This is a genomic window from Roseovarius halophilus (ex Wu et al. 2025) (genome assembly GCF_047086965.1).
Window position 1 is genome coordinate 1 of record NZ_JBKOTX010000055.1, and the last position, 12,078, is coordinate 12,078.

At 64.4% G+C, this 12,078-nt stretch carries 13 protein-coding genes; 7 read left to right on the plus strand and 6 right to left on the minus strand.

The window, feature by feature from the left end:
* Window positions 1-81 precede the first annotated feature (81 nt).
* Entirely contained in the window at window positions 82-942 is an 861-nt protein-coding gene (locus ACH107_RS12935; protein ID WP_412506210.1) for a methylated-DNA--[protein]-cysteine S-methyltransferase, read from the minus strand.
* Window positions 943-1,056: 114 nt separating this feature from the next.
* Here ACH107_RS12935 and nth point away from each other — a divergent pair, with 114 nt between their 5' ends.
* Together nth and ACH107_RS12945 are read left to right on the plus strand one after the other, a co-directional pair.
* A complete protein-coding gene (gene nth, locus ACH107_RS12940; RefSeq protein ID WP_412506211.1) occupies window positions 1,057-1,701 on the plus strand; it encodes an endonuclease III in 645 nt (214 codons plus the stop codon).
* Entirely contained in the window at window positions 1,698-2,687 is a 990-nt protein-coding gene (locus tag ACH107_RS12945; protein WP_412506212.1) for an adenosine kinase, read from the plus strand. Before nth ends, ACH107_RS12945 begins: the two co-directional genes overlap by 4 nt.
* 55 nt (window positions 2,688-2,742) lie before the next feature.
* Here ACH107_RS12945 and ACH107_RS12950 read toward each other — a convergent pair whose 3' ends face one another.
* Window positions 2,743-3,561, minus strand: coding sequence for a sulfotransferase family protein (locus ACH107_RS12950; RefSeq protein ID WP_412506213.1), 819 nt, complete (start codon window positions 3,559-3,561; stop codon window positions 2,743-2,745).
* A gap of 140 nt (window positions 3,562-3,701) precedes the next feature.
* On the opposite strand from ACH107_RS12950, the gene ACH107_RS12955 reads away from it, so the two are divergent.
* Window positions 3,702-5,279 (plus strand): DUF5928 domain-containing protein, encoded by a 1,578-nt coding sequence (locus ACH107_RS12955; protein WP_412506214.1) that lies wholly within the window; start codon window positions 3,702-3,704, stop codon window positions 5,277-5,279.
* A gap of 10 nt (window positions 5,280-5,289) precedes the next feature.
* The gene (locus ACH107_RS12960) at window positions 5,290-5,652 is read left to right on the plus strand and encodes an HIT domain-containing protein (protein ID WP_412506215.1); all 363 of its coding nucleotides are present in this window, start codon (window positions 5,290-5,292) and stop codon (window positions 5,650-5,652) included.
* An 86-nt stretch (window positions 5,653-5,738) separates the two neighbouring features.
* Here ACH107_RS12960 and ACH107_RS12965 read toward each other — a convergent pair whose 3' ends face one another.
* The gene (locus ACH107_RS12965) at window positions 5,739-6,665 is read right to left on the minus strand and encodes an ABC transporter ATP-binding protein (protein ID WP_412506216.1); all 927 of its coding nucleotides are present in this window, start codon (window positions 6,663-6,665) and stop codon (window positions 5,739-5,741) included.
* A gap of 81 nt (window positions 6,666-6,746) precedes the next feature.
* Here ACH107_RS12965 and ACH107_RS12970 point away from each other — a divergent pair, with 81 nt between their 5' ends.
* Window positions 6,747-6,926, plus strand: a complete 180-nt coding sequence (locus ACH107_RS12970; protein WP_310690358.1) for a zinc-finger domain-containing protein — start codon at window positions 6,747-6,749, stop codon at window positions 6,924-6,926.
* 30 nt (window positions 6,927-6,956) lie between these two features.
* Here the strand turns inward: ACH107_RS12970 and ACH107_RS12975 are convergent, their stop codons facing one another.
* On the minus strand, window positions 6,957-7,082 hold the full coding sequence (locus tag ACH107_RS12975; RefSeq protein ID WP_310690357.1) for a hypothetical protein: 126 nt from the start codon (window positions 7,080-7,082) through the stop codon (window positions 6,957-6,959).
* 172 nt (window positions 7,083-7,254) lie between these two features.
* Here ACH107_RS12975 and polA point away from each other — a divergent pair, with 172 nt between their 5' ends.
* Window positions 7,255-10,059 carry a DNA polymerase I gene (polA, locus tag ACH107_RS12980; RefSeq protein ID WP_412506217.1) on the plus strand — a complete coding sequence of 935 codons (2,805 nt, stop codon included), beginning with the start codon at window positions 7,255-7,257 and terminating at the stop codon, window positions 10,057-10,059.
* A gap of 79 nt (window positions 10,060-10,138) precedes the next feature.
* A complete protein-coding gene (locus ACH107_RS12985) occupies window positions 10,139-10,549 on the plus strand; it encodes a universal stress protein (RefSeq protein WP_310690355.1) in 411 nt (136 codons plus the stop codon).
* A gap of 81 nt (window positions 10,550-10,630) precedes the next feature.
* Here ACH107_RS12985 and ACH107_RS12990 read toward each other — a convergent pair whose 3' ends face one another.
* On the minus strand, window positions 10,631-11,107 hold the full coding sequence (locus ACH107_RS12990; protein WP_310690354.1) for an Hsp20 family protein: 477 nt from the start codon (window positions 11,105-11,107) through the stop codon (window positions 10,631-10,633).
* 128 nt (window positions 11,108-11,235) lie between these two features.
* Window positions 11,236-12,057 (minus strand): trypsin-like serine peptidase, encoded by an 822-nt coding sequence (locus ACH107_RS12995; RefSeq protein ID WP_412506218.1) that lies wholly within the window; start codon window positions 12,055-12,057, stop codon window positions 11,236-11,238.
* Between the last annotated feature and the right edge of the window lie 21 nt (window positions 12,058-12,078).

Here is a 12,078-nt window from a genome sequence, read left to right on the forward strand (position 1 = left end):
GATTGGGCGCGGACTTACCGCCCCCTGAATGTCTGACACCCTAACATATCCCGGAGCGGATCGTGATATGCAATATCAGCGTCACTGCGCGCCGGTTTCCCTTGAGGGCCCGGCCTCGGCCCGGGCGGATTCCCAGGCCAGAATGGCACGCTTGACGGGCAGGCCCCAGTGATAGCCGCCCAGGCCGCCAGACTTGCGGATTGCCCGATGGCAGGGGATCAGGAAACCGATGGGGTTCCGGCCCACGGCATGTCCCACGGCGCGGGCCGCGCGCGGCTTGCCGATCATGCTTGCGATCTCGGAATACGTTGTCACCTGGCCCGAGGGGATCGCCAGCAGCGCCTCCCAGACCTTGATCTGCAACGGCGTGCCGATGACGTGCAGCGGGGCACGCGCCCCGCCCCCGTCAAAGGCCGCCTGTGCCCATGGCTTTAACGCCGTGGGATTCTCGGCGAACCTCGCCTGCGGCCAGCGCGCGGCGAGGTCGGCCATCGCTGCATCCTCGCCGGTTTCCGCGGCAAAGCCGATGCCGCAAATCCCCCGGTCCGTGCCCATGATCAGCGCCCGACCGAAGGGGCTTTCGAACCAGCCCCATCGCAGGGTCAGCCCGGCGCCGCCGCGGGCATAGTCTCCCGGGCTCATGGCTTCCCACCGCAAGAAAAGGTCGTGCAGCCGCCCGGACCCGGACAGCCCTACCGCATCGGCTGTGTCCAGTGTCGTGAAACGCTCTTGCAGCAGCGCCTTGGCATGTCCCAGCGCAAGGTATTGCTGATAACGCTTGGGGCTGACGCCGACCCAGCGCGAGAACAGCCGCTGGAAATGGGCGGGGGACATACCCATCCGGCCGGCCAGTTCATCGAGCGACAGCGGCGCCGGGGCGGCGTCGATCTCGGCGATGGCGCGGCGGATCACGTGGTAATGGTAACTGGCGTCGGGTGTCATGACTGCAGCATAGGCCGTGGGCAGCCGGGGGGCGACCCGGTTCTTGCGTCAAGCCACGTGGAATCACGCCGGATGCCCTTGCCGTGCGCCCGAGGCTCGGCCAAAAGGGCAAGGATGGCGAAACAGCTTCCATACAACGAGATGCGCGCGGTTTTCGAGCGATTTCAGGCCGCGGAACCCGACCCGCGCGGCGAGCTGCACCACGTAAACGCCTTTACCCTGGTGGTGGCGGTGGCGCTGTCGGCGCAGGCCACCGACGCGGGCGTGAACAAGGCGACCGAGACGCTGTTCCGGGTCGCCGACACCCCCGAAAAGATGCTGGCCCTGGGCGAAGAGGGCGTGATCGCGCATATCAGGACGATCGGGCTCTATCGCAACAAGGCGAAGAATGTCATCAAGCTGAGCCGCATCCTGGTCGAGGACTATGGCGGCGCGGTGCCGAACTCGCGCGCCGCGCTGCAATCCCTGCCCGGCGTGGGGCGCAAGACGGCCAACGTGGTGCTGAACATGTGGTGGCGCTATCCGGCGCAGGCGGTGGACACGCATATCTACCGCGTCGGCAACCGCACCGGCATCTGCCCGGGCAAGGACGTGGTCGCGGTGGAACGCGCGATCGAGGACAACGTGCCGGTCGACTTCCAGCAGCATGCACACCACTGGCTGATCCTGCACGGGCGCTATATATGCGTGGCGCGCAAGCCCAAATGTGGCGCCTGCGTCATCCGTGATCTGTGCCGATTCGAGGAAAAGACAGAATGAACAAGAAATTCGAAGTGGTCGGCATCGGCAATGCCATCGTCGATGTGATCGCCCAGGCAGACGACGCGTTCCTCGATGAAATGGGGATCGAAAAGGGCATCATGCAACTGGTCGAACGCGACCGGGCCGAGGTGCTCTATGCCGCGATGGCACATCGCAGCCAGTCGGCGGGCGGATCGGTGGCCAATACCGTGGCCGGGATCGGCAAGCTGGGGCTGACCACGGCCTTCATCGCGCGGGTCAAGGACGATGCATTGGGCCGCTTCTATATAGAGGCGACCGAGGCCGACGGCTGTGCTTATGTGAATTCCGCCACCGAGGGCGGCGAGCCGACCTCGCGGTCGATGATCTTCGTCAGCCCCGATGGCGAACGGTCCATGAACACCTACCTCGGCAACGGCGCCGAACTCGGCCCGGACGACGTGGACGAGGAGGTCTGCGCCGAGGCGCAGGTGATGTTCCTGGAGGGATACCTGTTCGACAAGCCCAAGGGGAAAGAGGCTTTCTACAAGGCCGCCCGTCTGACCCGCCAGCACGGTGGCCGCGTGGGCATCGCAATCTCCGATCCGTTCTGCGTGGAACGCCACCGCGCGGATTTCCTGGACCTGATCGCGAACGATCTCGACTTCGTTATCGGCAACGAGGCCGAGATCCGGGCGCTCTATCAGAACGACGATCTCGAGGCTGATCTCAAGGCGGTCTCGGACATCTGTTCGCTGGTGGTCTGTACCCGGTCAGGCAACGGTGTGACCATCATGCGCGAGGGCCATCGCACCGATGTGGGCGTGGAGAAGATCGTGCCCATGGATGCGACGGGCGCGGGCGATCAGTTCGCTGCCGGGTTCCTCTATGGGCTGGCGCTGGGGCACGACATGCAGACCTGCGGCAAGCTCGGCTCGATCGCGGCGCGCGAGGTGATCTCGCACTATGGGGCGCGGCCCGAGGCCGATATTCGAGAGCTGTTCCGCAACCACGGGCTGACCTAGCCACGACCCGCTGGCGCGACCCCCCGGCGCGGGCCGGGGGCCATACCTCGCGTGGCTATTCGCCCAGCTTGGCGTGGACCTCGTCAAGGTCGATCTCGGCCACCGGCATCTTTTTGGACGGGTCTTCGAAATCGTATTTGAAGAGCTGGAAGTCCTTCTTGTAGATCTCGTAGACGAGGTGCATCGACAGATCGTCGAAATAGTCCTCGACCGGATGGGCGCGCTTGGGACCGTGACCTTCGGATTCGTTGAACCGCGGCACCTCGTCCAGCTTGACCTGGACCGGCGTGTCGATGGCATCCAGCACCGACTGCATCCCCTCGTTGAACCGCTCGGTCCAGAAGATGTTGTCGTAGGTGCCGCCGTTGACGATGAAGGTGCTGACATGGCCCGACACGGCCGACCAGTGGATGTCGGGGTCCATGGGCTTGCGCCAGCGTATCGTATCGCGCGCGAACAGCAGGAACCGGCGGAAACTCTTGACCTGGTCGAACTCGAACCCGTCCTCGGGGCTGCCGACCTCGATGCCGTATTTCTGCACCAGCATCGGCACCAGCTTGCCCCGATACCGGTTGCCGTTGCGCTGGATGCCGCAGATCTTGTCGAAGAAGCTGGACAGGATGCGCGTGTAGGGGTTGCGCACGCAGGTGAAGGCATAGCTTCGGCGGCTCTCGGCGTTGTCGGTGATCTTGGGCTGGCTGTTCTCGAAGGCCCATTTGTGCATGCCGTGGTCGGCGTCGTGGATATCCCCGTCGAAGAATTGCCCGTTGTCGGAATAGAACATGATCTGTCCGATGGTCGAACAGGCACACTTGGGCACGACGCGGTAAACGACGCTCTCGCTCTCGGTCATCCAGGTTCCGGGAAACCCCATGGGCACTGCCTCCAGTAAAAGCCCGTCCTTTTCAGCTTTGACCGATACCACCAAAAAAGCAAAGAAACCGTGTTTCTTCAATCTGTGTTCGCGTTTAAATGGTTAGGACAATCCGGACCGAAGGGATAGACCTTTTCTGCATGGCGCGCATTGCCTTCATACTGCTGTGTCACAAGGACCCTGCGGCGATCATTCGCCAGGCCGAGCAACTGACCGCGCCGGGGGACTGCCTGTCGATCCATTTCGACGCCCGCGCCCCCGCGCCCGCCTATGCGATGATACGCGACGCGCTGGCGGAGAATCCCAACGTGACCTTCGCGAAAAGACGGGTGCGATGCGGTTGGGGGGAATGGTCGCTGGTGCAGGCCACGTTGAACGCGGTCGAGGCGGCGGTCGAGGCTTTTCCGCATGCCACGCATTTCTACATGGTCTCGGGCGATTGCATGGCGATCAAGTCGGCGCAATATGCCCATGCAGTGCTGGACGCCGACGATGTCGACTATATCGAGAGCTTTGACTTCTTCGAAAGCGACTGGATCAAGACCGGCATGAAGGAAGAACGCCTGATCTACCGGCACTGGTTCAACGAACGCACGCAAAAGGGGCTGTTCTACCGGTCGTTGTGGCTGCAAGGGCGGCTGGGCCTGGAACGGGATATCCCGTCGGACATACAGGTGATGATCGGCAGCCAATGGTGGTGCCTTCGGCGGCGTACCATCGAGGCGATCCTCGATTTCGTGCGTCACCGCCGTGACGTGGTGCGGTTCTTCCGTACCACCTGGATTCCCGACGAGACCTTTTTCCAGACCCTCGTGCCCCATCTTGTGCCCGAAACCGAGATTCGCACCCGGACTCTGACCTTCCTGATGTTCACCGACTACGGAATGCCGGTGACCTTCTACAACGACCACTTCGATCTGCTGCTGGGCCAGGACTACCTCTTCGCGCGCAAGATCAGCCCCGAGGCGGCACAACTGCGCGACCGGCTGGGCGCCCTCTATGCCTCGGACCGAACGGAGTTTCAGATTTCCGACGAGGGGCGGCGGCTGTTCCATTTCCTGACCGGGCGTGGCCGGATCGGGCGGCGCTTCGCTCCGCGTTTCTGGGAAACCGAGACGTCGCTTGGGCGCGACCGTGAGTTGCTCATCGTGGCCTGCAAGAAATGGCATGTGGCCAAGCGCCTGGTCAGGTCGATCAATCATCACACCAACATCCCGGCCATCGACTACCTGTTCAACGAGGAAGACACCGACCTGCCGGACCTTGGCGGCATCCAGAAAAGCCTGGAAAAGCGGACGCGGCATCGCCGCGCACTCATGCGGATGCTCTTCGACTACCATGAGACGGATCGGCTGATCTTCTGCCTGGACACGGCGAACCTCGACCTGATGGAGGACTTCTTCTCGGATCGGAACGTGACTCGCCTGCTGGAGATCGAGTGCGACTTCTCGGACGACTTCCTGATCGGCCATGCCCAGCGGGTAGGGTTGGCCGGCGAGCGGACCCCCGATGAGACGCTCGACCGGTTGCTGCCGACCATCCGCTATGACGTGGGCTTCGAGGCCGACCGCATCCGTGATGCGGAGTTTCCCAACCACAGCAGGATCCGCCAAGCCAACACAGCCGACCAGAACACGCCCCCGCTCGTGGCCTTTCTGAGCCTGCCCGAGGTGACCGCGCGCGGCATCGCCGAGACCCCCCATCTTTTTGCCGATTGAGGAGAGCGGAATGGACTTCGCCTACGACGACCAGAACATCTTTGCGAAAATCCTGCGGGGCGAGATCCCCAACGACACGGTGTTCGAGAACGACCACGCCCTGGCCTTTCGCGATATCCAGCCCAAGGCGCCGGTGCATGTGCTGGTGATCCCCAAGGGGCCCTATGTCTCGATCGACCATTTCGCCCGCGATGCGAGCGCCGAGGAACAGACGGCGTTCTTCGCCGCCGTTGCCGCTGTCTGCGAAAGGGAAGAAGTCGAGGATGGCTTTCGCGCGATTTCCAACGCGCGCGGAGATGGCGTGCAAGAGGTGCCGCATTTCCACATCCACATCATGGGCGGCCGCCCCATGGGCCCGATGCTGTCACATTGAGTGCTGCGCACGCTCTTTTTGTCAGGTGATGAGGGGGCGCTGCCCCCTCAAGCACCCCCGGGATATTTACGGCCAGAAGAAGGCCGTCAGTCGCGGGTCAGGGACAAAAAGACATCTTCGAGGTCGGCTTCCTCGGTGCGGACATCGGCGATGGAGATGCCCGCCGCGCGCACCGCGGCCAGGATCGACTCCGCCGGGGTCACGTTGGTGCGATAGGTGAAGTGCATGGTGCCGTCCGGGCGGCTTTCACCGGCGATGCCCTCGGGCATCGCGGGCAGGGCGGCCTGGCTTTCCGGGCGGATCACCATGGTCTTGCTGTCGAGCCGTGACAGAAGGTTGGCGGTGCTGTCGTTGGCGATGACGGCGCCGTGGTTGATGATGGCGATCTGGTCGCACATCTGTTCGGCCTCTTCGAGGTAATGCGTCGTCAGGATGATCGTCATGCCCTGGTCGTTCAGTTTGCGCACGTTCTGCCAGAGCATGTTGCGCAACTCGATGTCGACACCGGCGGTGGGCTCGTCCAGCACCAGCACCTGCGGGGAATGGACGAGGGCCTTGCCCAGCAGCAGCCGTCGCCGCATCCCCCCCGAGAGCGACCGGGCATAGGCCTCGGCCTTGTCGGCCAGGCCGATCAGGTCGAGCAGCTCTTCGGTTCTGCGCTTGGGCCTGGGCACGCCGTAGAGCCCCGCCTGCACGTCGAGCGAGCCGCGCGGCGTGAAGAAGGCATCGAGATTGGGTTCCTGCGGCATGACGCCGATGCTGGCCCGGGATTGTCGCGGGTTCGCGTCCTGGTCGAAGCCCCAGATGCGCACGTTTCCGGCGGACTTGATCACCAGGCCGGCAAGGATGTTGATCAGCGTCGACTTGCCCGCGCCGTTGGGCCCGAGCAGGCCGAAGATGGACCCGCGCGGCACGTCCAGGTCGATGCCGTTCAGCGCCACCTTTTCGGGAGAGCGGCGGCTGCCGGCATAGGTCTTGTGCAGTCCCTCGATCTCGATCGCGTTCTCGGCCATGTCGCCTTGTCCCTCTCTTGTTCGCGGACCGCCTTGCGGTATATGAGGGGCCTAGCCCGCAGCCCAGAAAGAGGCAACCAGATGTCGATTCCCGCGCCCGAAACGAAGATCGTGCAAAGCCACCGGATCGCCTGTGATGGCGGCGAGGGGGCGCTGGGCCATCCGCGGGTCTGGTTGCAGATCCCCGACGAGACCGGCTGGGTCGAATGCCCCTATTGCGATGCGAAATACGTGCACAAGGATTTCGAGGGCCGGGTCTGACCTCTGTCTTCGTTCCGCCCCGTTCGGCGGTCACACGCGCCGCAGACACGGGAGCAGAGCCATGCGGATGGACATCTCGGACGGGCCGATCCCGTTTTCAAGCGCTTCGATGCGCTGGGCGGGATAGCTCTTTTTCTGGCGCTGCTGGTTGTCCATGCGGGGCCCTTTGCACCCCGGCAGGATGTTGGCACCACCATGGGCGAGACAGCTGGCGAGCATCCTCCGCGATATGGACTCCATCCTCGGCCTGTGAGCGCCTGATCGAAACCTTGCTGGACTTCGCGGTTATGTCGCGCCATGCAGGCGGACACCAGCGAAGGAGACGGTCATGGGATTTGGCAAGGGGCATCATCTTCACCTGATCGACGGGTCGGCCTACATCTTTCGGGCCTATCACGCGCTGCCGCCTTTGACGCGCAAGTCCGACGGGATGCCGGTGGGGGCAGTCAGCGGATTTTGCAACATGCTTCAGCGCTATGTCGAGGGCAACGCCGGGTCCGACGTGACCCATCTGGCGGTGATCTTCGACAAGGGCAGCCACACGTTTCGCAACGACCTCTACGACCAGTACAAGGCCAACCGCGAGGAGATGCCCGAGGACCTGCGCCCGCAGATCCCGCTGACGCGCCGGGCGACCGAGGCTTTCAACATTGCCTGCAAGGAAATCGAGGGGTTCGAGGCCGACGACATCATCGCTACCCTGGCCGCCCGGGCGCGCGCGGCCGGCGGGCGCGTCACCATACTGTCGTCGGACAAGGACCTGATGCAGCTGGTGGGTGACGGGGTCGAGATGCTGGACCCCATGAAGAACCGCACCATCGACAGCGAGGGCGTGGAAGAGAAATTCGGCGTCGCCCCCGACCGTGTGGTGGACGTGCAGGCCCTGGCCGGGGACAGTGTGGACAACGTGCCCGGCGCACCGGGGATCGGGGTCAAGACCGCGGCGCTGCTGATCAACGAGTTCGGGTCACTGGAAGAGCTGCTGGACCGTGCGGAAGAGATCAAGCAACCCAAGCGCCGTCAGACCCTGATCGAGCACCGTGCGCAGATTGAACTGTCCAAGCAACTGGTCCAGCTGGACGGGGGGATGAAGCTGGACTTCACCCTGGACGACCTGGAGGTTCGCGACGCCGAGCCCGACGCCCTGCTGGGGTTTCTCGCGGACATGGAGTTCCGCACGATCAGCAAGCGGATCGCCGACAAGCTGGCCGTAGAGCCGCCGGTGATCGAGGACCGCACCCCCGAGGGCGCCAATCCGCCGGAACAGGAAGAGGGCCCCGAGGCGCTGCCTTTCGCGCCCGACACCTACGAGACGGTGCGCGACGCGCCGGCCTTGCAGGCCTGGATCGATCGCGCCCATGGACGGGGGCACATCGCGGTGGATACCGAGACCACCGGACTGGACGACATGGTGGTGGATCTTGTCGGCATCTGTCTGAGTGTCGATGCCGGCATGGCCAGCTACATCCCGCTCGCGCATGTCTCGGACGAGGGCGGCGATCTGTTCGGCGCCGATGCCTTGGTGGATGGGCAGATGGACATGGATACCTGCCTTGAGATGCTCAAGCCGCTTCTCGAGGACGACAGCGTTCTCAAGATCTTTCAGAACGCCAAGTATGACTGCAAGGTCCTGGCACGCTATGGAATTGCTGTCGCGCCCTTCGATGACACCATGCTGATGAGCTATGCGCTCAATGCCGGGCTGCATGGGCACGGGATGGACGCGCTGGCCGAACGCTACCTGTCGCACCAGCCCATCGAGATCAAGTCGCTGCTGGGAACGGGAAAATCCGCCCGAACCTTTGATCGCGTCCCGATCGAGGAGGCGACGAGATACGCCGCCGAGGATGCCGATATCACCCTGCGGCTCTGGCAAGTCTTCAAGCCGCAACTGCACCGCAAACAGGTGACGACCGTCTACGAGACGCTTGAACGGCCGCTGTCGCCCGTTCTGGCCCGGATGGAGCGCCACGGGATCAAGGTGGACCGCAACACGCTGTCACAGATGTCCAATGCCTTTGCCCAGAAGATGGCCGGGCTGGAGGCCGAGATTCACGAGCTGGCGGGCGAGGAATTCAACGTGGGCAGCCCCGCACAGGTGGGCGAGATCCTCTTCGGCAAGATGGGGCTGGAGGGCGGCAAGCGTGGCAAGACCGGCAAGTATTCGACGCCCGCGGATGTGCTCGAGGACCTGGCGACGGAACACGACATGCCCGCGCGCATCCTGGACTGGCGGCAGCTGTCCAAGTTGAAGTCGACCTACACGGATGCGCTTCAGACCCATATCAACGCGGAAACCGGGCGGGTGCATACCTCTTACGTGCAGACCGGGGCCACCACCGGGCGTCTGGCCTCGACGGACCCGAACCTGCAGAACATCCCTGTGCGCAGCGAAGAGGGCCGCCGCATCCGCGAGGCTTTCGTCGCCGAGACGGGCAATGTTCTGGTCAGCCTTGATTATTCCCAGATCGAATTGCGCATCCTCGCCCATGTCGCGCAAATCGACGCGCTCAAGCAGGCCTTCCGCGAGGGGCAGGACATTCACGCCGCCACCGCCTCGGAGATGTTCAACGTGGCCCTGGAGGACATGACGCCCGAGGTGCGCCGACAGGCCAAGGCGATCAACTTCGGGGTGATCTACGGGATTTCCGCTTTCGGCCTGGCGCGCAACCTGCGCATCCCCAGGGAAGAGGCCAAAGGCTTTATCGACCGCTACTTCGAACGCTTCCCCGGCATTCGCACCTACATGGACGACACGGTGGGCTTCGCCAAGGATCACCACTTCGTCCAGACGCTCTTCGGGCGCAAGATCCATACCCCCGAGATCAATGCGAAGGGTCCAGGTGCGGGCTTCGCCAAGCGGGCCGCCATCAACGCGCCGATCCAGGGCACGGCGGCGGACGTGATCCGGCGCGCCATGGTGCGGATGCCCGATGCCATCGCCGACCTGCCTGCGAAGATGCTGCTTCAGGTCCATGACGAATTGCTGTTCGAGGTCGAGACATCGGCGGTGGACGACCTGATCGGCGCAGCGCGCGAGATCATGGAGAACGCGGCCGATCCGGCGGTGAAGATCGATGTGCCGCTTGTCGTCGATGCCGGGCAGGGCGGAACCTGGGCCGAGGCGCATTAGCGTGCCGGCGTGCCGTTTTCGAACGGTCGGGCCGGCATGATAGGTTTAGGGGGCAATCTCTGGCTAGAAGGATGCCCCCATGACCCGCGAAACCAAGCTGATTCTGTGCCCGCTGAACCTGCGGCACGTCAAGGACGACCACGCCGCCTATCGGGAATCGGTGGAAATGGCCCAGCGGCGCGGGGCGCGGCTGGTCGTTGCCACCATCGCCCCCGAGATCGAGCGCAACATGAACATCTACGACAGCGATGCCTACTGGGGCCAGGAGCTGCGCAAGTTCGTCGCGGCGCATCCGGCCGAGGGGGTCGAGATGGACCTGATCGTGCGCAAGGGGGCGGTGCACCGCCAGATCGTCAAGCTTGCCCATGAACGCAGGGTGGATCTGATCGTGATGGAGGCCGCGAACCCGCGCATCCAGGATTATCTGCTGGGCACCACGGCCAGCCATGTCGTGGCCCATGCGGCCTGTTCGGTCTACGTCGTGCGGTAAGTCCGCCATGAAAGAGGGCCGAGGCATCTGCCTCGACCCCCTTGGCAGGGCGCAGCCGCCCTTGCCCATGTCATGGACGGATCAGTTGACCTTGTCGGCCTCCAGAACGCCGGCGTTCGTCGGCGCATCCGCCTTGGCGATCTCGATCCGGCGCGGCTTGAGGGCCTCGGGGACCTCGCGCTTCAGATCGACATGCAGCATGCCGTTCTCATGCGTGGCCCCTTCGACGCGAACGTGGTCGGCCAGGGTGAAGCGGCGCTCGAAGGCGCGCGTGGCGATGCCGCGATGCAGGAAGCTGCGTTCTTGCGCCTCGCTGTCCTCGGCCTTGCGGCCGGTGATGAGCAGCGCGTTCTCGCGCACCTCGACGGTCAGGTCCGCGTCCGAGAAGCCGGCCACGGCAACCGAGATCCGCCAGGCGTCGTCATCTGTCTTCTCGATGTTGTAGGGGGGATAGGTCTGGGTGCTGGCGTCGTTGTCCAGAACCCGGTCCATCATGTCGGCGATCTGGTCGAAGCCGACGGTTGCACGGTAAAGCGGTGCAAGATCGTAGTGTCTCATGGTCATCCTCCTTTGAGCGATACCTATGTGTTATGCCTTCCCGGTCCGGGACAGGCTGGCACGCGAGGCCCATCGTCGGCGCCTCGCATCAGAGGATTTGGGAAGGTCCGCGCGGGGTTTCAAGACCCTCAGGGCTGCACGAAAAGGGCCCCCGTTTCCGAGCGTTCGCCGGGGGCCAGTACCCGGGCCGCGCCGGGGATGGTGTCAAAGACCTCAGTGTCGGACTCCAGCGCCGCGCGCAGGGTGGCCAGCGGGCGGGCCAGGTCCATCCCGAGCGCCACGCGGCGGCCCTCCAGATCGGCCATCGAGGAGACGACCGAGACCAGGCGCATACCTCCGGCCTCGTCGCGGAAGATGGGGGCGCCAGAGGCGCCGAAATCGACCGCGCAGTCTATCACCAGCGCCGCGCCTGCCGTTCCCAGCACGTTGCAGATCTCCTGCAGCGAGGGATGCCCCGCGCGCCCCTTGGCATAGGAGACGATCCCGACCTCGGTGCCGCGCCCGACGCCACGGGACACGCGGAAGGGAAGGATACGGGTGGTGCGGATGGGCTGGTCCAGTTCCAGCAGGGCCAGGTTACTGGGCACCTGGTCCGGCGAGGGGCTGCGCGAGAAGACATAGTCGGGATGGGTTACCACCCGGCGCAGGCCGCGGCTGGCCTCGGCGCGGCCCCCGCGCAGACCCGCGCGAAACTCCAGTTCGGCGATGTCCAGCGGGCTTCCGGTGTCGCGGTCAAAAAGGCAATGCGCGGCCGTCAGCACCCGGTCGGACGCGATCAGGGTTCCGGTGCAGAACCCGCCATCGCCCGTGTCGATCCGGCCCACCGCCTCCCAGCCGCGGGCCGCGTTGCCGTCCAACAGCGGCCGCAGGGCGCTGTCCTGTGCCCTGGCCAGACCGGGCAGGGCCAGCAGGGCAAGGGACACCAGAACGGCAAGCAGGGGTATGTGCATCGGGGGGAACCTGTGTTTTCG